General features: G+C 47.5%; 20 protein-coding genes. All 20 read left to right on the top strand.

Annotated features, from left to right (window positions below):
* The first annotated feature begins 81 nt into the window (after nt 1–81).
* From KKF06_05150 to KKF06_05055, 20 genes are read left to right on the top strand one after another with little or no spacing between them, the layout of a single operon-like run.
* Nucleotides 82–1,164 carry an SLBB domain-containing protein gene (locus KKF06_05150; protein ID MBU1617143.1) on the top strand — a complete coding sequence of 361 codons (1,083 nt, stop codon included), beginning with the start codon at nt 82–84 and terminating at the stop codon, nt 1,162–1,164.
* A gap of 16 nt (nt 1,165–1,180) precedes the next feature.
* Entirely contained in the window at nt 1,181–2,056 is an 876-nt protein-coding gene (locus KKF06_05145; protein ID MBU1617142.1) for a hypothetical protein, read from the top strand.
* Between the two features lie 9 nt (nt 2,057–2,065).
* Entirely contained in the window at nt 2,066–3,184 is a 1,119-nt protein-coding gene (locus KKF06_05140) for an NAD(P)/FAD-dependent oxidoreductase (GenBank protein MBU1617141.1), read from the top strand.
* A gap of 39 nt (nt 3,185–3,223) precedes the next feature.
* Complete coding sequence (locus tag KKF06_05135; GenBank protein MBU1617140.1) at nt 3,224–3,448, top strand: helix-turn-helix domain-containing protein; 225 nt, start codon at nt 3,224–3,226, stop codon at nt 3,446–3,448.
* A gap of 14 nt (nt 3,449–3,462) precedes the next feature.
* Nucleotides 3,463–4,455: a UDP-N-acetylglucosamine 4,6-dehydratase (inverting) gene (gene pseB / locus KKF06_05130; protein MBU1617139.1), complete on the top strand. Its 993-nt coding sequence runs from the start codon at nt 3,463–3,465 to the stop codon at nt 4,453–4,455.
* Nucleotides 4,456–4,467: 12 nt separating this feature from the next.
* A complete protein-coding gene (locus tag KKF06_05125; protein ID MBU1617138.1) occupies nt 4,468–6,360 on the top strand; it encodes a hypothetical protein in 1,893 nt (630 codons plus the stop codon).
* Nucleotides 6,357–7,394: an alcohol dehydrogenase catalytic domain-containing protein gene (locus tag KKF06_05120; GenBank protein ID MBU1617137.1), complete on the top strand. Its 1,038-nt coding sequence runs from the start codon at nt 6,357–6,359 to the stop codon at nt 7,392–7,394. The genes KKF06_05125 and KKF06_05120 overlap by 4 nt, the downstream gene beginning before the upstream one ends.
* A gap of 13 nt (nt 7,395–7,407) precedes the next feature.
* On the top strand, nt 7,408–8,103 hold the full coding sequence (rpe, locus tag KKF06_05115; GenBank protein MBU1617136.1) for a ribulose-phosphate 3-epimerase: 696 nt from the start codon (nt 7,408–7,410) through the stop codon (nt 8,101–8,103).
* Nucleotides 8,096–9,010 (top strand): sugar phosphate isomerase/epimerase, encoded by a 915-nt coding sequence (locus KKF06_05110; GenBank protein ID MBU1617135.1) that lies wholly within the window; start codon nt 8,096–8,098, stop codon nt 9,008–9,010. Before rpe ends, KKF06_05110 begins: the two co-directional genes overlap by 8 nt.
* Before the next feature lies 1 nt (nt 9,011).
* On the top strand, nt 9,012–9,584 hold the full coding sequence (locus tag KKF06_05105; GenBank protein ID MBU1617134.1) for a hypothetical protein: 573 nt from the start codon (nt 9,012–9,014) through the stop codon (nt 9,582–9,584).
* A complete protein-coding gene (locus tag KKF06_05100; protein ID MBU1617133.1) occupies nt 9,581–10,369 on the top strand; it encodes an NTP transferase domain-containing protein in 789 nt (262 codons plus the stop codon). Before KKF06_05105 ends, KKF06_05100 begins: the two co-directional genes overlap by 4 nt.
* Entirely contained in the window at nt 10,362–11,180 is an 819-nt protein-coding gene (locus tag KKF06_05095) for an NTP transferase domain-containing protein (GenBank protein ID MBU1617132.1), read from the top strand. The genes KKF06_05100 and KKF06_05095 overlap by 8 nt, the downstream gene beginning before the upstream one ends.
* Nucleotides 11,174–12,280, top strand: a complete 1,107-nt coding sequence (locus tag KKF06_05090; protein MBU1617131.1) for a bifunctional glycosyltransferase family 2/GtrA family protein — start codon at nt 11,174–11,176, stop codon at nt 12,278–12,280. The genes KKF06_05095 and KKF06_05090 overlap by 7 nt, the downstream gene beginning before the upstream one ends.
* Nucleotides 12,277–14,163, top strand: coding sequence for a hypothetical protein (locus tag KKF06_05085; protein MBU1617130.1), 1,887 nt, complete (start codon nt 12,277–12,279; stop codon nt 14,161–14,163). Before KKF06_05090 ends, KKF06_05085 begins: the two co-directional genes overlap by 4 nt.
* Nucleotides 14,160–15,188, top strand: coding sequence for a galactitol-1-phosphate 5-dehydrogenase (locus KKF06_05080; protein MBU1617129.1), 1,029 nt, complete (start codon nt 14,160–14,162; stop codon nt 15,186–15,188). Before KKF06_05085 ends, KKF06_05080 begins: the two co-directional genes overlap by 4 nt.
* The gene (gene pseC, locus KKF06_05075) at nt 15,185–16,321 is read left to right on the top strand and encodes a UDP-4-amino-4,6-dideoxy-N-acetyl-beta-L-altrosamine transaminase (protein MBU1617128.1); all 1,137 of its coding nucleotides are present in this window, start codon (nt 15,185–15,187) and stop codon (nt 16,319–16,321) included. Before KKF06_05080 ends, pseC begins: the two co-directional genes overlap by 4 nt.
* A complete protein-coding gene (locus KKF06_05070; protein MBU1617127.1) occupies nt 16,318–17,193 on the top strand; it encodes an aldo/keto reductase in 876 nt (291 codons plus the stop codon). Before pseC ends, KKF06_05070 begins: the two co-directional genes overlap by 4 nt.
* Complete coding sequence (gene pseG, locus KKF06_05065; protein MBU1617126.1) at nt 17,193–18,239, top strand: UDP-2,4-diacetamido-2,4,6-trideoxy-beta-L-altropyranose hydrolase; 1,047 nt, start codon at nt 17,193–17,195, stop codon at nt 18,237–18,239. The genes KKF06_05070 and pseG overlap by 1 nt, the downstream gene beginning before the upstream one ends.
* Before the next feature lie 2 nt (nt 18,240–18,241).
* On the top strand, nt 18,242–19,063 hold the full coding sequence (locus KKF06_05060) for a glycosyltransferase family protein (GenBank protein MBU1617125.1): 822 nt from the start codon (nt 18,242–18,244) through the stop codon (nt 19,061–19,063).
* Nucleotides 19,053–20,336 (top strand): aminotransferase class III-fold pyridoxal phosphate-dependent enzyme, encoded by a 1,284-nt coding sequence (locus KKF06_05055; protein ID MBU1617124.1) that lies wholly within the window; start codon nt 19,053–19,055, stop codon nt 20,334–20,336. The genes KKF06_05060 and KKF06_05055 overlap by 11 nt, the downstream gene beginning before the upstream one ends.
* Nucleotides 20,337–20,346 lie beyond the last annotated feature (10 nt).

Below are 20,346 nucleotides of genomic sequence, written 5' to 3'. Positions count from 1 at the left end.
TAACGATTAATTTCAACCTGACAATACAGATATTGGCGACGATTGAATGAAAATCTTTAATGTGGTATTATACTAAAATCTATGGAAAGAATTGTTTCATTCATTCTAATAATGTGCTTGGCTAGTACTGCTTTTCCTGCCTTTGCATTGTCGGTTGAGGAGTTTAGTTTGAATACGCCAAATATTCAATCTGTTGGAGCAATTGAACAAGCTGGGCCAAAGTCTGCTGGGGATATGGTGTTGGAATTACCAATTGATGGAGCCGCATATATACTTGGCCCGGGGGATCTTTTAGCTATTCATATAATAATAGGCGACGGCGAATTGTCTGTTGATCATAATTTATTAGTCGGAGCTGATGGGAAGATTTATTTCCCCAATATAGGTGAAATCTACATATCAGGGGTGAGTTTAGATCAGGCAAAAAATAAGATCAATAATGAAATTAAAAGCCGTTATAGAAACAATTATCAGCTCTCTGTTCTTTTAAGTCAACCTAAAAAAGTTAAAATCTACCTTTCCGGGATGGTTAAAAATCCCGGTCCCTTGTCGGTTTACGACAATTTAAGAGTTTCCGAAGTTATCGCCCAATCCGGAGGGGTTGCCAGCGGGGCCTCAAATCGTTTTATTTATATTCGACGGAAAGCGACTAACGGCAAAGAAATCCTCTTTGCTGCCGACCTTTTTGAAGCCTATCGCAGTCGCGATCTCTCAAAAGATCTCCGGGTTCAGGCCGGCGATATTATTGAAGTGCCCGATTCTGATAATCTTCTGCTTAGCCAAACTCAGGAGAAAGAAAATGATAAATTGCTTTTTGAGGGGAAAGAAACGTTTGTTTATGTTTATGGAGAAGTGAATAAAAGCGGACGTTTCGAATATGTACCGGGGAAAAGATTGTCTGACTATATTAGTTATGCGGGTGGGCCAACTGCCAGGGCCTTGCTAAGTGGAACTACGGTAAGCCGTGGGGAGAATGGACAAGCGCGAAAAATTAATATTGACGTGGCTGATGCGATTTATAATGGCAAAAAGGAAAAAGACATCGAATTAATTGGCGGCGATGTTGTTAATGTCCCGGGAAATTTCTTTTATTTTTCAGACTTTTCCAGCTTTGCCAGTATGATCTTTACCGGAGTTGCGCTATATAATACATTTAAGCGTTAATTAAAGGAATAAATAAGTGGAAGACGAAATAAATATTAAAGAATATATTGATGTTATTATTAAACGTTGGTTGGTCATTGTATTGGTTACAGGGATTGTTCTTGGTTTTGTCTTGATTACCGGCCTAAGGGAACCCCCTGTTTTTGAAGCAAAAACTACAGTCTTGATTCGTGGCAACGCAGGTTCTGGTATGTCGCAATATGCGGGATTGGCCGGTATGCTAGGTATCAATGTGGGCGGAGTAAGCAGTATTGGCGAGTTGACAGAATTATTAAAAAGTCGAGCGGTAGCGGAAAAAGTTCTTGATGATTTAAAACTTACTCAAAGAATAAAAGGTTGGGATAATCCTAAGGCTAATAGACAATCATTAATTTCATCCGTTGGTTCCATGGTTAAATTACCTAAGGTAAGCGGTAATGTTATCGAAATTAAGGCCGAAGCAAATGACGCGCAATTAGCGGCTGATTTGACAAATGGTTTTGTTTCGAACCTCGCTTACTACTGGAATCAGCTTAATTTTACTCAAGCACAGAAGAAATTAAAATATATTGAAACGGAATTGCCTAGAATCAAAGAGGAATTGCAATTGGTTGAGGACAAAATGAGCTTATCCTCTGGATTTTCCTTTCAGGGTGGGGTGCAGAGAGATTTTGAAATTTACAATTCAGTGTATACCATGCTAAGGAAAGAATACGAGTCGACCAAGCTTGAGGCGTCTAAGGAAATCCCTCCTTTTTCTGTTATAGACAAAGCAGAAAAGCCGCTTTCACCAGTCAGGCCAATATTTAAGAATATTTTTGTTTTTGGGTTGGTGATGGGTTTGTTTTTAAGTGTTTTGTCTGCATTTTGTTTGGAGTTTTGGGGCAATTCTTCGGGTCGTAAAAAATCTTAGCCGAATATTATGGAAAAGATTAAATATGCCATAATCGGCGCGGGCGTTGTCGGATTGGCCATTGCTAAGGTTTTAAGCGATCGACATGACGGTGATCTGATGGTTTTTGAGAAATACGACAGTTTTGGCCAGGAGACCAGCAGTCGTAACAGCGAAGTTATCCATGCCGGTATTTATTATCCCCCCAATACTCTGAAGAGCCGACTATGCCTTGAGGGAAACTCGCTCCTTTATAAGCTTTGCGAAACGGCCGGGATCAAATATCAAAATTGCGGTAAAGTGATCATTTCCACCAATGAAGAAGAAAAGAAAGAGATTGAAAAGATCTATCAGAATTGCATAGAAATCGGCGTGCCGGGGATCAGTTTACTGACTGAAGCCGAAGTTGAAAAGCTGGAGCCGAATGTTTTTGCTTTGACCGGTATTATGTCGGCCACGACCGGGATTATTGATTCTCACGGTTTAATGAAATATTACTACCAGCAGGCGCAGGCCAATGGAGTGCTTTTTGCTTTTAATCATGAGGTTACCGGTATCAGGAAACAATCCGGTGGATATATAATTGAAACTTCGAACGGCGAAAAAATCCTGGCTGAACGGGTTATTAACGCGGCCGGGCTTGGTTCGGACCAGATTGCCGGATTGGCCGGTTTCGATGTCAAAAAACTGCATTATAATCTTTATCCCTGCAAAGGAGATTACTTTTCCATTCCCGGGGCCAAAGGGAAAATTCACCACCTGGTTTATCCGGTCCCTCATAAGCAAGGATATGGACTCGGAGTCCACGCCACTCTAGACCTGACCGGGCAGATCCGTTTAGGGCCCGATGCCCATTATGGCGAGAATTTAATTTATGAAGTCGACCCGGCTAAGCGGGCGGAGTTTTACCGCGCGGCCAGGACCTATTTCCCCTGGTTGAAAGAAGAGATGATTAGCCCGGATACTTCCGGGATCAGGCCAAAACTACAGGGCCCGGACGACGGTTTCCGCGACTTTGTCATTAAAGAGGAGTCGGCTAACGGTTATTCCGGTTTTATCAATCTGATCGGGATCGAATCCCCAGGGCTGACCGCTTCCTTGGCAATCGCCCAACTGGTAATAAGACTAGTAATGACTAGTTCTGACTAGGACTTGACAGCCCCTGAATAACCTCCTATACTATATTATATGGGCATCCAAGAGAACGAAGTCTATACGCCTCAAGAGGCTATTTCACTCCTGAAGATCTCTGATTCGACGTTTCGCCGCCTCATTCGGAAAGGGGTACTCAAAGCGGCCAAGATCGGCGGACAATATCGTATTCTCGGCAAGCATCTCCTCCAATTGTTGAACCCTACATTACCTGCTAAAATAATAAATGTTTATAAAAAGGTATTAAAAGAACTGGAATAAAATAGGGGGCTTTAATGACAAAAAAAGAAAAACATGTATTTGATGGGAAAAGTGTTTTAATTACTGGCGGAACGGGATCGTTTGGCAAAAAACTAATCGATATTGTGCTTAAGGAGGCGTGTCCAGAGCGACTGATTGTTTATAGTCGGGATGAGCTAAAACAGTTTGAGATGCAGCAATATCTCAAAGACCAGAATAGGGTGAGATTTTTTATCGGCGATGTTCGGGATAAGGATCGGTTAATGCGTGCGTTCGATGGGGTTGATTTTGTTGTTCACGCCGCCGCTCTCAAGCAGGTCCCGGCGATGGAATATAATCCATCAGAAGCGATCAAGACCAACATTAATGGGGCGATGAATATCATTGAAGCGGCGATCGATAAAGGAGTTAAACGAGTTGTCGCTCTTAGTACCGATAAAGCTTGTAATCCAATAAATCTATACGGTGCGACTAAACTATGTTCCGATAAACTATTTATTTCAGGTAATTCATATGCTGGTTTGCATGATACTCGTTTTGCCGTTGTTCGTTACGGCAATGTGGTTGGGAGTCGTGGCAGTGTGGTCCCTTTTTTCCGAGAAAAAGCCAAGGAAGGAGTTTTGCCGATTACCGATGAACGAATGACCCGTTTTTGGATTACCCTGGAGCAGGGAGTTCGTTTTGTTATCAGTAGTTTTAAGCGGATGCATGGCGGCGAACTATTTGTTCCCAAAATTCCAAGCATGAACATTATGGACCTAGCCAAAGCCATAGCGCCTAGCTGTCAGACTAAGGTGGTTGGGATTCGGCCGGGGGAAAAGCTCCATGAAGTGATGATTTCCGAAGATGATGCTCGTCATACCCTGGAATTAAGCGACCGCTATGTAATTCAACCGGCTTTTCAGTGGTGGAGCCTGACCAATCATTCCCAGGGGAAGCCAGTTCCGGAGGGTTTTAGCTATAGTAGCGATACTAATGAGCATTGGTTATCCATTCCGGAGCTACAAACGATGATCGAGGAGCAATAACTTTTGCGGACAATGAAGATCGATAAAAAAGAGCTGGCAGGATTTTCTTTGGTGCTGGCGATCGTTCTTATCCTGCTATTGTTCCGGGACGCCCTGATCCTGTTCTGCGGCAAGTGGCCGCATTTATACGCCGTGATCAATACCACAACGCTCTCTTGGGAAGAGATCTATTGCTACACCCCGTTCGCCAATCGTGTTTCGTTGACGAACCTTTTTCCCGCGCTACCCAATGCCGACCCGTTTTTCGCGTTTTTTACCAATTTTCCTTTTTTGGCCATTTGGGTGCAGGGGGTGATCTTGAAAATATTAGCGGGTGGGAACCCGGATGTCTATTTGCTGATCATGCATGTCCTGTTCCCAGTCCTTAGTTTTACCCTCCTTTACCTGGTTTATCGGCGGTTCATTTCGCAAAGCTGGGCGCTGTTGTTCTCGTTCTTGGGTGTTATTACTTACGGGAATTTTTCGTATCTTGCTTTCTTGTGCAATCTGATCGCGACGGGGATAAATTGGAGCAGTGTTTTATCGCTATCGAGTTTGAGCCCCCTGGAGCTAAGCCGCGCGCCTTCCCCTAGTTTTACGTTCTTTTACTTTATTCTCTGTTTTTATCTGACCATCGCGAACATTAAGCCATCGTTCAAACGGATCGTCGGCTTGAGCCTGCTCTGGGGCTTGAACCTCTATGTCTATGTCTTTAATTTTATTGTCGGCGCGATGTTCTGGCTTGCCTTTTTGTTCTATTCTTCCGTCTTGGTAAATAAAAAGATCGAGTGCCGCGATATCGCGATCAAAGTGGGCATCGCCGGTGCGCTCCTGGCGCTGATCGCCCTGCCGCTGGTCGGTAAGACACTGTTCTTCGCGACCCCCATTGACGCGCAGGTTCTTGATAAGATGGGGATGGTCACCAGATATCAAGGGCTGATCTATAGCCTGCAATATTTTATAAGTTATTTCGCGATCCCGGTCCTGGTCGTTTTAGCTGTCATCCGGATCTTTTCTTTCGATTATTATGAGCTGTTTTACAAATTTAGCCCCATCTTGATACTGCTGTTCATCGAATTCCTGATCCTGAACCTGCACATCTTGTTTGGCCGGTTCATGCAGCCGCATCTGTTTTCGACCCGCTTGGCGAATTATTTTTTCCATTATTTTTATTTTGTGCCGGTCATCTATTATCTGTCAAATCCGCCGAAAACGCTCTTTCATAATCCGCAAATTAATCAGAAAGTGGCGCAATGTTCCACTTTTATCCGCGAATATATCATCGAAAAGAGGATTTATTTCATCCCGGTCATTATTGCCTTTGTTTCCATGATCTCGTTAGTCTCGAGCGTGCGGAACTATGATAATTATCGGCAAAAGATTGAGCCACGGATGCCGGCCATCTCCGAAAGGCTGGCTCTCTTGACCGGGAAAGCCGCCGCGGGCGAGGTCGTGATCGCTGCCGACCCAGCGGTTAATATCCTGGTCCCGGCGATAACCAGGCAGGGTTCGCTTTGGGTGAACGCTTTCAATAATTATGAGTCGACCGACCGGATCGTCGAGCGCCTGGCTTTGTTTGCGCGACTCTATGGTTGGGACGAGGCTCGTTATCTTGAATTCATGATGCCGAGCAAAATAATGAAGAACATCTACACGGACCGCGATTTTATCTTTACCGACCAGGTCTATCGGCAGGGGTTCGGCTATTGGCTTGTCAATCACAATATGACGATGAACGCAGCCGAATTAAGGGCTTATAAAAATAGTATTGTCGGAAAATATAACGGCGTCGATATTAAAATGGGTCTGGAGAAATATCGCGTTAGATTTATTGGGTCCGCTGTCCCGCTGCGCCTCCCGGTCCGCAATAAGGTCGTTGCAATCAAGGATAAATATAAGGTCTACGAGGTTATCAGCGTACAATGAAAGCGGCAATTATCAAAGGATTAGGGGAGATGTCGGTCGAGACAATCGAGACCCCGCGCGTGAAGGACGGCACGGTCCTGATCAAGGTCAAGACCTGCGCCGTTTGCGGTTCGGATATCAGAATCTTTGAGAGCGGCAACGATCGGGTCAGGTATCCGGCGGTGATCGGCCATGAGATCGCCGGTGAGGTCGTTGCGGTCGGTGCCGGTGTTTCACAGTTTAAGCGGGGAGATCGTGTCGCCGTCGGGGCCGACGTCCCCTGCGGCGCTTGTGATTGGTGCCGCCATGATATGGGTAATTGTTGCGACGAGAATTACGCCATGGGCTATCAATTCGCCGGCGGTTACGCCGAATACTGTTTGTTGGAGCCGCTGGTGGTCAAGCACGGGCCGGTCGCGCTAATCCCGGACAGTGTTTCTGACGACGAAGCGGCGATCGCGGAACCGTTGGCCTGCTGCATTAATGGCCTGGAACGGGCCCAGATGCAGCCGGGGAAGACGGTCCTGATCATCGGTAGCGGCCCGATTGGGACGCTCCTGGTAGCTCTGGCGAAAGCTTATGGCGCGGCCTCCGTGGCGATCGCGGAAAGAAATCCGCAACGGCTGGATCTGGCGAAGGTTTACCAGCCTGATCAGCTAATCCTTTCTGTCCAGGAAGATCTTCGGGACCGGGTCCGGCAGCTGACTGCGGGGAAGGGGATGGACATAGTTATTACCGCTTGCGCGAATACTGACGCGCAGGAAGAGGCGTTAGGTCTGGTCGCCAAACGTGGCGTGATCAACTTTTTCGGCGGATTGCCCCGGGGGTCCCGCCAGATCAGAATTGATTCCAATCTCATCCATTATCGGGAATGCTACGTTACCGGGTCCCACGGTTCCGTTCCCCGTCAACATAAACTGGCGCTGGATCTGATCGCCGGCGGGAAGATTGACGTTAGAAAAATAATTAGCCATTCCTTCCCTCTGGAGCTGATCGCCGAAGGATTCAAAACGGTAAAAAACCTGGCGGGGATGAAAGTTGTGATCAAGCCCTAATAAGGAAGGGAAAATGAAGAAAGTGAAAATATCCGCTTCAATCATCTGTGCCGACTGGCTGAACATGGGCAAGTCGCTGACCGAATTGACAGCCGAGGGGATCGATTATATCCATTATGACATTATGGATGGATTTTTCGCGCCGACCTATACTATCGGGACCGATATTATCCGGCAGATCAGGGATAATACCCAGATCCCGTCGGATTTTCATCTGATGGTCGAAGAACCGGCCAGAATATTCCAGCGCTTTACGCCCAAGGCCGAGGATATTTTTTCCATCCACTACGAAGCTTGCCGTAATTTGCACCGGGACCTGATGGCCATCCGCAGTTTCGGTTGCAAGACGGGGGTCGTGCTTAACCCGGCGACGAACCTGGAAGCGCTTGATTACATTATTGATGACGTCGACATTATTACCATTATGACGGTGAACCCCGGTTATACGGGACAGAAACTGGTTCCGCAGACGATCCAAAAGATCAAACGGCTGAAAGATAAGATCGACACTTCCGGCTTGAATATCGAACTGGAAGTGGACGGGAATGTGAATGCCGAGAATATCCCCAAAATGGTTGGGGCAGGCGCGGATATCCTGGTCGGCGGCTCATCGGGGTTATTCATCAAGGATATGTCTCTGACCGAATCGGTCGCCCGGATGAAAACCTATATTGACGAGGGGCTGAAATTAAGAGGTCAGAATGGCTGACATCAAGCTGGGAATAAATACCGGGTTTGCGCTCAACCGCTATTCGGCGCCGGAAGACTGGACAAGAGTGGTCGGCCGGGAATTAGGCCTCAAATACGTGCAGTTGACAGCTGATCTTATCAATCCCTCTCTGCCGGATAAAATAGTCGCCAGTCAGATAAAAAAGATCCGTCACGAATGTCGGAAGAACAGCGTGGTGGTAGCTCACACCTTTACCGGCGCCTTTACTCGCGTCAATCACTTGGCCCATCCCGACGAAAAAATAGCGAAGTACTGGCTGGGGTGGTTCAAGCGGTTCGTCGATATCTCCGTAGCGCTGGAAGCGGAAAGCCTGGGAAGCCATTTTGGGATCTTCAGCGTGCCGACGATGGATAACGCCACCAGACGGCGGGAAGTATTTGCTCGTTGCGTGGAGCACTGGCAGTCGATCGCGGCCTACGCCAAAAAGCAGGGGTTAAAATACCTGACCTGGGAGCCGATGTCCATTCCGAGAGAAATGGGCGAGACGATTGCGGAAACGAGGCGGATCCAGCTGGCCGTGAACGATGGGTCAGCCTTGCCGATTAGACTGTGCCTGGACGTGGACCATGGGGATGTCGCCTCGCGCGATCCCCGGGATACCGATCCTTATGCCTGGATCGCCGAATTCGGCAGGGACGCGCCGTTGATCCACATCAAACAAAGCCTGATCGATAAAGGAGGGCACTGGCCGTTCCTTCCGGATAAGAATAAAGCGGGGAAGATCAAGCCGCAAAAAGTGCTCCGCGCCATCAATGATTCGGGAGCGCGCGACGTTTTGCTTTTGCTGGAGTTAAGTTTCCGGGAACGAGAGCCATATGAAAGCCGGGTGCTACGGGACTTGCGGACGTCGGTCAAGTACTGGCAGCCCTTTGTCGCGGTGAAATAACATGATAATCGTACGACACCAGATAAATACGGTCGCCGAACTCCAGGCGATCGGGCCGGAATTCGGGATCGAGATCGACATTCGAAATAACGACCGGAAGCTGATCCTGCACCATGATCCCTGGGGGGAAGGCGAAGAACTGGATGCCTTTCTTTCCCATTACCGGCATAAGCTGTTGATCCTGAACGTGAAAACAGAGGGGATCGAGGATCGTATCCTGGAACTGATCAAAAAGTATGAGATCAAGGATTACTTTTTCCTGGACGTGAGCTTTCCCTTTATCGTTAAGATGGCCGGGAAAGGTTTCGTTAAAAATGCCGTGCGGTTTTCGGAGTACGAATCACTGGAGACCTGTCTCGCGATGAAAGGGAAATGCGACTGGGTCTGGGTCGATTGTTTTTCCCGGCTACCGCTGACACCGGAAATTTACGTCCGCCTGAAGGAACATTTTAAGATCTGCCTAGTCTCTCCCGACCTGCTGGGCCGGCCGGCCCAGATCAAAGAATACCGGAAAATGATCGGCCAGATGGAGCTTGACGCCGTCTGCGCGGATGACTGGGAAGCGTGGCAATGAAGATCGTCATCCCCATGGCGGGTCATTCCCGGCGGTTCAAAGCGATCGGCTATAACGACCCCAAGCCGTTCATCATGATCGACGGGAAGATGATGATCGAATACGTCTGTCAGATGTTCTCGCCCAATGACGAATTTATTTTTGTCTGCAACGAGGAGCAATTGAAAAACGAACGACATTACGCCAGGTTAAGGACGGTCGTGCCGCATGGCCGTGTCATCGGGATCCCCGCGCACGAGCTGGGTCCGGTCTATTCCTCCCTAGCCGCGGATCCCTATCTTGCCACTGATGAAGAAGTCATTATTTCCTACTGTGATTTTTTTGTTCACTGGAATTACAAGGCCTTCCTGATGAAAGCGCAAAACTACGATGGAGGGATCCCGGTCTTCCGTGGCTTCCATCCCGCGTCTTACGGCGACACGAATTATTGCTATCTCCGGGGCAACGAGGGCGGCGAGTTGCTGGAATTGCGGGAGAAAAGATCGTTCACCGATAATCGCGTCCAGGAACATGCTTCGGTCGGGATCTACTATTTCGACCGCTGGTCGACCTATCAGCATTACGCGAACCTGATCATTAAGGGCGAGGAAAAGGTTGCCGGCGAATATTACGTCAGTCTGGTGTTCAATCCCATGGTCCGGGACGGGAAAAAGGTCTGTTTGCACGAAGTCGACAAGTTCATTTGCTGGGGAACGCCGGAAGACCTGGAACAATATCTATTCTGGTCTGGTTATTTCAAGGACCACGCGAACCGGATCATGAAATACGAGGTTGAAAATGCTTAACCTTATCCCGATGGCTGGCGGTGGCAAACGGTTCCAGGAAGTGGGGTTTCGGGGTCCGAAGCCGATGGTTCCGGTGCTGGGCCAGCCGATGGTCATAACTGCCAGTCGCTCGTTCCCCCGGGCCGACCGCTGGATATTTATCTGTAACAGCGAGCACCTGCAACGTTATCCGTTGAAACAGGTGCTACTCGATAATTTTTCCTCCACGGCGATGGAAGTCGGTATTATCACCGTCGATCAGATTACGCAGGGGCAGGCCTGTACCTGTCTTTTGGCTGAAGACCGGATGCGTCCGGACGAAGCGCTCTTTATTTCCTCCTGCGACTATCAGGTTGTTTACGATCACCCCGCGTACCAGCGCTTGCTCGATGATCCGACCGTTGATGTCATCATCTGGACATTTAAGAACCCGCTGGCGGTTAAGAAGAACCCGCTGGCCTACGCTTATTGCCGGGTCAAAGATGGCCGAGTTGTGGAGGTCGTAGAAAAAAAGACAGTTTCCGACCAGCCGGAAAAAGACCCGGCGGTGGTCGGTTCTTTTTATTTCCGGCGGTCAGAGGCTTTTCTGGCCGGCGCTAAAAAAATGATCGTCAAGAACATTAGGGTGAACAATGAATTCTATGTTGGAACGAGCATAAACCAGCTGATCGAAGACGGCAAGAAAGTCGTTGTGTTCGAAGTTGAGCGCTTCATTTCGTTCGGGACGCCTTTCGAACTGAAGCTTTTTCAATACTGGGAAGAATATTTCGATCGTTTGGAGGATTTCGATTATGCCGCTCAATATTCGAAATATGGGAAAGTAAAATGGTAGGGATCGAACTTTCCATAGTGCTACCCTGTTACAACGAAAGCCGAAATCTGCCGCTGATCCTGGACCGATTAAGAGCGTTCGCCGGCCGGTACGATTTTGAACTGATCTTGGTCGATAACGGTTCCACCGATGATTCCGCGGCGGTCTTGCGGGCGCTGTTGGCAAAAGAAGAGAACCGTTTTGCCCGGAGCGTCAGGATCGAGCGAAATATCGGGTACGGTCACGGGATCATGACGGGCCTTGACGCGGCGAACGGGAAAGTCCTGGCTTATTCGCACGCGGACATCCAAACTCCGCCCGAGGATGTTTTCCGGGCGTTCCAGCTGATGAAGGACAACCACTTGGCGCTGGACCGGGTCCTGATCAAGGGGTTACGCGTCAATCGGCGCGAGGACCAGCAAGTCCTGACCCGCGCCCTGGGGGAAATATCTTCGCTACTTTTAGGCTACGAGCTGGAGGATATCAACGGTCAGCCGAAATTATTCTCCCGGGGTTTCCTGGCCAGCCTGAAAGGCGCGCCGGTCGACTTTTCCTTTGATGTGTTTGTGATGTATAAAGCGAAGCAGCAGGGGTTGGCGATCAAAACCTTTCCGGTCGATTTTGGAACCAGACTCCACGGTGAATCAAAATGGGCAAATTCATTATTCTCGAAATATCGAACGATCTTTGGCTATTTGCGGAATATCTGCTTTTTAGCGCTACAGAACATCAAGGACCAGAATAATCCGTTCCAGCAATTTAGCAAATTCATTCTGGTCGGCGGGCTTAACACGGCGATAACTTACGCGGCCTTTTACGCTTTATACAAGTATTTCGCCTTTTATTATGTGCTGGCGTCTACGATCGGCTACTTAATGGGGATGGTGAGCGGTTTCTATTTCAACCGGCGCTGGACTTTCCGAGCCGATGGCGGGGGCGCGGCCGGCCAGCTGCTCAAATATTTTATTCTTAACCTCATTTCTTTGGGCACGAATGTGCTGGCGATCTACGCTTTGACCGAAAGCTTTTCCATTATCCCGGAAGTATCGCAGTTGATCGTGCTGGTTTTAACGACGCTCATCAATTATTCTGGGGCCAAATGGTGGGTATTTAAACGATGAAAAGAGATTATCCGGCGCTCGTTATTAACTGGATCGGGGCGAACCTCTTTTTCGTCGTTTTACTGGTGATCGCCGGGTTGTTATTGGGACTGAAGGATATTCTGACCCTGTTATTCTCCGGCTGGCCGCATTTATATCCAGTCTCGAATACCGATTGCCAGACCTGGGAATCGGTATATCTATATACTCCATGGGCGCGGCAGGTTTCGCTGGGCAATCTGTTCCCCGCGGATCCGTTCTTTTCTTTGCGCCAGAGCGTTTTTAGTTCGTCCCCATTTTTGACCATCTGGGTAATGGGTTTTTGCTTAAAAGTTATCTGTTTGGGCAATTTGGACCATTATATCCTGTTCATGAGGGCTGGCCTCCCGTTGTTTTCGATGTTTTTTCTTTATTTGATCGCGCGCCGGTGGCTGGACAGATATTTCAGCTCTATTTTGGTGTTTCTTGGAACAGTTGGGGCTGCGTTTCCTTTTCCTATTTTTGGCTGGGGGACGATTGGCAATATGCCTAAATTTATCAGCCAGGCGACAGTGCCATTGGAAATGACCAAAATACCCTATCCCAGCTTAAGTTTTGTTTTTTTTGCTTTGACTTTATGGATAACAATTCACCTGTTTTCCCAGCCGCTGAAAAAGAAGACCGCCTTGCTGGTAGGGATGTTATGGGGACTTAACATTTATGTTTATATCTTTAATTTTGTTTTTGGCGTGGTCTTTGCCGGTTTGCTTGTCAATCTCTTGGTGATCATGGGGGGAACTAAAAAAAGTTTAAAGAATTTGTTAGTTGAAGCTTTGGTCATGAATAGCCTGCTCTTGGCTTCCATATCAGCGGTCATTTTGCCTTTCTTATTCAGCCAATTTGTGTTTATTGACGAAATAGGCAAAGAATTTTCCATGAAAGTCGGCTGGGTCGGCAGGGAACGCGGCTTAATCTTAAGCCTGACGTGGGTTGTGTTCATGGCCCTAACGTATTTTGCCACCTTGATCGTTGCCTGGCTACGCGGCGTCAACCTGCGAGAGTTGATAGATAGAAGCAAGATTCTGGTCTTATTGTTGGTCACTTATTTGTTTACTGTAAATTTGCATTTACTGCTTGGTCGATTTGTCCAGCCTGATCATTTTTATATTAGAATTTATATGTATTTGCAGCACTTAAACTTAATTCCTCTTGTTTTGGCCGGTTGTGTTTTACCGGGAAAGAAACGGAATTATCTTTGCTTATTGATAAAAATTGTTCTTATTATTGGTTTAATTGGAGCAATATTTGTGACCATATTACAGAATATAGGATTGTATGATTATCAGATTGTACGGACTGCCCCAATTATGAAAGGCGTGGAAAGTCGATACTTAAGCTTAAGCAAATACGCTCGTTTAGATGAAACGATCGTTTCGAGCGATCTCGCGGTTAATTATATGATCCCGCTGGAAGGGAAAAACGCGACCCTTTTTATTCCGGGATTTATTGCCAGGAGAAGCTCGAATGATTTGGTAGAGAAAGTGGTCATGTATATTAAGATATTTGACTGGGACGAAAACAAACTGCTTCAATATATGAGTTCTAACGTGGATTTGAAGGAAGTCGGGGATAAAATGCATAAGCTTCCGAACGGCCAGGTTATTTACGACGACGCTCTTTTTAGCTTTCTTGGCTATTGGTTTGTTTATCACGGCGATTTTCGGGGTAATTACGAGAAACGGGCCGAATACCGCCAATACTTACTAAAAGTATTTAAAGAGTTTGACCTGGCAAGGGCTGCTCGGGAAAACAAGGTTATGGTTATACAATCCGATAGGGGGATAAACAAGAAATTAAGACCATACGTGGAAGCGGTGATGGATAGCGGCAAAGGTTATAAAGTCTACAGGATGAAATATAAATGAAAGCCTTAGTTTTAAGAGAAAATGGTTGTTTGGAACAGTCGGAGGTTGATTCTCCTCAAATAAGCAATGGCGAATGCTTGATCAAGGTTGAAGCGGCTGGAGTATGTTCGTCCGATATCGCGCGCGCGTTTTATGGCGGGGCCTATCGCACCCCGTTGATTATGGGGCATGAAATAGTGGGCACAATAAGGGAAATGGCGGCCGGAGTTAGAGACTTTCGGGTTGGTGATCGGGTCGCCGTTTATCCGATTTTGGCTTGTAATAATTGTTCTTATTGTCGGGACGGTAATTTTCAATTGTGCGTTAAATATGATTATTTTGGGTCGAGAAGGGACGGGGGCTTCGCCGAATATTTAGCGGTACCGGAAACGAATTTGGTGAAAATCCCGGATAATGTCGATTTTGATGCGGCCGTTTTAGTTGAACCGGCGGCGGTCGCCCTGCACGGGGTTAAAAAATTAGATATTCAAGGATCGGCTAAGGGGCTTGTTTTTGGCGCCGGTCCAATTGGCAATCTGGCTGGCCAGTGGTTGAAGTTTGCCGGTTGTGGCGAGGTTGATATCGTTGATCGGCACGCTAGTAAACTGAAAATCGCCGAAGAAAACGGTTTGCGGCCGGTTAAGTCAGAAACTAACGCTGTCGCCGAACTGTTATCCCTTAGCGATGGGGGTTATCGTTATATTGTCGAAGCGACCGGTTCCCCCCAATTGATCGAATTGGCCCTCAAGGTTGTTCGGCGGGAAGGCACGGTTTTATTGCTTGGCAACATTAGCGGAGAGTTAAAATTGCCGCAGGCATTAGTTTCCTCGTTATTGCGTAAGGAGATCAAGATCTTGGGGACTTGGAATTCAAGGATTGACGAATGGCCGGAGGTTTTGGCGGCTTTCGGGGGAACGGTGCGCGTGAATAATTTGCTTAGCCGCAAGGTTCCGCTGTCGAAAGGGGCGGCGACGCTTGCGGAAATGAAAGACGGTAAGTCCGGGAAAGCTAAAGATCCATTATTAAAGGTTATTTTAAAACCATGAAGACAATTCCCTACGCGACTCAGTGGATCGACGAAGAAGATATTCAAGCGGTTGCGGCGGCTCTCCGCTCCAGCCATTTGACGCAAGGGCCGCTTGTCGATCAATTTGAGGCCGCTGTCGCCGCTTATTGCGGCGCTAAATACGCGGTCGCGTTTAACTCCGGGACTTCCGCCTTGCACGGAGCTTGTTTTGCCGCAGGGCTTATAGCTGGGGATGAGGCGATAACTTCTCCGATCACGTTTGTCGCTTCCGCCAACGCCATCCTTTATTGCGGCGCTAAACCGGTCTTTGCCGATATTGATCCCCAGACCATAAATCTTGACCCGGCCGCCGTTGCCGTTCGGCTGACCGCTAAGACCAAAGTTTTGCTCCCGGTCCATTTTGCCGGTCAACCCTGCGACCTGGTGGCGCTTTCTAAGCTGGCTAAAGAACGGAATTTAATAGTGATCGAAGATGCTTGTCACGCTTTGGGCGCCGATTATCAGGGGGAAAAGATCGGTGCCGGTCAGTATTCGGACATGACCATCCTTAGCTTTCATGCGGTCAAACATATCACCACCGGCGAGGGGGGGATGGTTTTGACTAACAATAAGGAGTTCGCGCAGAAACTAAAAACTTTCCGTACCCATGGCATTACTCGCGATCCGCAACTTCTCGCCGAAAAAGATCCAGGCCCTTGGGTTTATGAAATGCAGGCACTCGGCTTTAACTATCGGCTGACTGATTTTCAGTCGGCGCTGGGGATCAGCCAATTGAAAAAGCTCGACCAATTTGTCGCTCGGCGGCGGGAGATCGTCGCCCGTTATCAGGCTGCGTTTAAAATTATTCCCGGCTTGGCGACTATTCAGGAAAAGCCCGGTTGTCGTTCGGCCTGGCATATTTATCCGGTCATGGTCAAGGGGGATCGGCGCGAACGTTTCGATTCCCTCCGTAAAGTCGGGATTGGGGTGAACGTTCATTACATACCGGTCTACCGCCAGCCTTATTACCGGAAACTGGGATATGCGCAAAATGAATGCCCGCAGGCGGAAAATTATTATGAGTCGGCGATCACGCTGCCGCTTTATCCCCGCCTGAAGGACGAGGAAGTTGACTATGTGATCAGCAAAGTCAAAGAGGTCATGGCAAAATGAACAAGATCGCGCTTGGAACTGCCCAATTCGGAATGGATTACGGCATAAACAATCTTCGAGGGAAAATCCCGTCAAAGGAAGCGTTTGCTATCCTTGATGAAGCGGCGCGGAGCGGCATTGACACGCTTGATACTGCGACTGCTTACGGCGAGAGCGAAAATATTCTGGGCGAATTCCTAAAGCTGAATAAAAATAAATACCGGGTAGTTTCCAAGTTGCCCGGAGAGCTATTGACGGACCTTAAAGAAATAGTCAATGCCTCGCTTGAAAAACTTAATATCGGCTCTTTTTACGGATATCTTTTCCATAATATTAATACTTACAAAGAAGCGCCCCTGCGCCTGGAATTGCTTAAGGAGCTGAAAAAAGAAGGGAAAATCAATAAAATTGGCTTTTCCCTTTATTATCCGGCCGACCTGGACCTTATCTTGGATAACGATTTGGAATGTGATCTTGTTCAGGTCCCATACAGTGTTTTTGACCGGAGGTTCGAGCCCTATTTCCGGAGGTTGAAAGACCGCCAGATCGAACTCCATGTCCGGTCGGTCTTCCTTCAGGGCTTGCTTTTTAAGCCGGCCAGCGAACTTGGCGGTTATTTTTTGCCGGTTAAAGGTAAAATTGCCGCGCTCCGACGGTTGGCGGAGGAATCCAGTATCCCACTGCCTTCAATGTTGCTTAATTTTGCGCTGGCCAACAGTTCGGTTGACCGGGTAGTCGTCGGAGTTGACGGGCTGGACAATCTTAGAGAACTGGTTGCTTCCGCCCGATATCTGAATGAATTTTCTAGGATAAAGGACCGGCTGGACGGGCTGAAAGAGGACGACGAAAAAATCCTCCTTCCCTTCAACTGGAAAGCGGCGGTGGCAGGCTGATGAAAGTATTTTTTCGCGTCGATGCATCAAAGAATATTGGGATTGGGCATTTAATGCGATGCCTGACGCTCGCGACGGCGCTGGTTGAAAAAGGGGTGAAAGTTTCGTTTATTTGCCGCGAGCTTCAGGGGGAGGTGCATGGAGTAGTCGAGAGCAAAGGAATAAAAGTTCATAAGTTGCCCGGCAAATCTGCCGGGGCTTTGGCAGCGGGCGGCGAAGAAACAAAAAATATTATGTCGAATGAAACATCCGGACCGGATTGGCTGGTTGTGGATAATTATGCCTTAGATGAAAATTGGGAGTCGCAAATGAGGCCTTATGTAAAAAACATTATGGTTATCGATGATTTGGCTGATCGCTCGCATAATTGCGATGTTTTATTGGACCAAAACTACTTCGAGAATCTGGAAAATCGCTATGATGGCTTAGTCCCGGTTGGTTGCGCTAAATATCTGGGGCCGAAATACGCGCTACTGAGAAAAGAATTTTTGGCGGTAGAAAGAAAATCGCCCGGGCAAAGCGACCTGGTGGGACGGGTTTTGATCTCATTCGGCGGCGCCGATCCCACTAACGAAACGGTAAAATCGCTTAATGCGCTTATGAAACTGGAAGGATTTAGCCCGGCGATCGATGTGGTAATTGGCGTTTTGAACCCTAATAAAAAGGCGATTGAGCAACTTTGCGCTAACTTTCCAGGTGCGGTCGTGCATTATCAGGTAAACAATATTGCGCAAATAATGGCAAAGGCTGATATCGCGATCGGTAGCGGCGGGGCGACAACCTGGGAGAGATGCTACCTGGGTTTGCCGACGATCACTTTAGTTTTGGCTGAGAATCAAGCCAAGATCGCGACCGACCTTGCCGCGCAAAATGTTATTGTAAATATGGGATGGCATGCCAATGTAACAAGCGACGGCTTGGCACTGGCAATAAAAAATTTAGTTTCTGATTCAGGAAAACGGCGGAAGATGAGCGCCAAAGGACGTCTGCTGGTGGATGGGAAAGGGGTCGAAAGAATGATTTCCGTGATGCTGGAGAGGCGGTAGGAATGATCGGAATAATAATACAGGCCAGAATGGGTTCGACAAGATTGCAGGGCAAGGTGATGAAAGAGGTCCTTGGCCGGCCATTGCTCGAATTATTAATTGAACGATTGAAAAATTGCCAACTGGTTGATGAAATCGTAGTGGCCACTACGACCAAGGCCGCCGACGATGTTATTGAGGCTTTGGCGCGGAAATTGTCTGTCAAAGTCATGCGCGGCAGCGAAGACGATGTTTTGGACAGATATTTTCAAGCGGCTAAAAAGTTTGCGCTTGATCATATCGTGAGAATTACAGCGGACTGTCCTTTGAGCGACCCGGAAATTGTCGATAAAATGATAAAATATTATATAGACAGTTATTTTAAATATGACTATTTGTGCAACACGATAAAGCCGACTTTTCCCGACGGGATGGATGTTGAAATCTTTAGTTTTGAGGTTTTAGAAAAGATACATAGGCTTTCCCAGAAAAAATATTTGCGCGAGCATGTTTGTGGCTACATTATAGAGAACCCGGATCAATTTCGTATAAAAAACTATGCAAATGATAATGATTTGTCAGCGATTCGTCTTACGGTGGACACTCCGGAAGATTTTGAATTAATAAGGGTAATATTTGAAAGATTGTATCCTTCAAAGGGGATCTTTCATTTCGATGACATATTGGAGCTTATTAGGGAAAACCCGGAATTATCAAAGATGAATAGCCGCGACGGAAGGAACGAAGGTTTTTTGCTTTCTTTGGAAAAAGAAGGGTATGATGAGGCTGAAAGAGCCGCGATAAAAAAGATTATTGTTGATAAGGAGAAGATCTATGGGATATGAGAAGTCGCTAAAGTTATACGATGAGGCAATAAACCTAATACCGTCGGCTACTCAAACCTTTAGTAAAGGTGCCCGGCAGTATCCTTTTGGCGCTGCCCCGATATTTTTAGCGAAGGGGAAAGGCAGCCATGTCTGGGACGTAGATGGGAATGAGTTTATCGATTACCCGATGGCGTTGGGTGCGATTATCCTCGGTCATTCATATCCTTCCGTAAATCGGGCGATAATGCAGCAGCTTGAGAAAGGCATCGTTTATTCCTTGCCGCATCCGTTGGAAGTAGAGCTGGCTGAGATTCTTGTTGAAATAATCCCTTGCGCGGAAATGGTAAGATTTGGCAAAAACGGTTCGGACGCGACCGCCGGCGCGGTCAGGACGGCCAGGGCTTATACTGGAAGGGATAAGGTCGCCTGTTGCGGTTATCATGGCTGGCAAGATTGGTATATCGGAACAACGACCAGAAACGCTGGCGTACCGGGGGCGGTACAGGACCTGACCCTGACATTTACATATAACGATATCGATAGTTTAAAAAAAGTGTTTGATGAAAACAAGGGCCAGATCGCCGCGGTGATAATGGAACCGGTAGGGATTGTTGAGCCAAAGAACAGATTTCTTCAGCAAGTGAAGGAACTTGCCCATAAAAATGGCGCTTTGTTAATCTTTGACGAAGTGGTCACCGGTTTCCGTATGGGCCTTGGCGGAGCGCAACAATATTTCAATGTCATTCCCGACATGGCCTGCATCGGGAAGGCGATGGCCAACGGTTTGCCGATTTCCTGCGTGGTAGGCAGAAAAGAAATAATGGAGACGTTTGATGAAGTCTTCTTCTCTTTTACGTTTGGCGGAGAGTGCCTGTCATTAGCGGCAGCCATCGCGACGATCTCTGAAATGATGAAAAAGAATGTTATAAAAAAAATCTGGGCTAACGGCAAGAAATTGCAGGAAGGTTACAATTGTCTGGCGCAGGAAATGAACTTAGGCCATATTACGCAATGTGCCGGACTGCCGCCGCATACGGTCATAACTTACGATAATTTGGGAGAGATCGACCCGTTATTAATTAGAACATTGTTTCAACAGGAAGCGATCAAAAGAGGCGTTCTGGCGATTGGCGTTCATAATGTGTGCTATTCGCATTCTTCAGAAGATATTGACAAGACATTGAAAGCGTATCGGGGAACGCTTCAGGTCATTAATGAGGCGCTTGCTGACGGAGACATTAAACGATTTTTAAAAGGAAAGGTCGTTCGGCCAGTATTCCGCAAACCATGAGGAGGGGGAG

Source organism: Candidatus Margulisiibacteriota bacterium (assembly GCA_018822365.1).
GTDB lineage: Bacteria > Margulisbacteria > WOR-1 > O2-12-FULL-45-9 > XYB2-FULL-48-7 > XYB2-FULL-45-9.
This window is presented reverse-complemented; position numbering and strand designations above follow the sequence as displayed.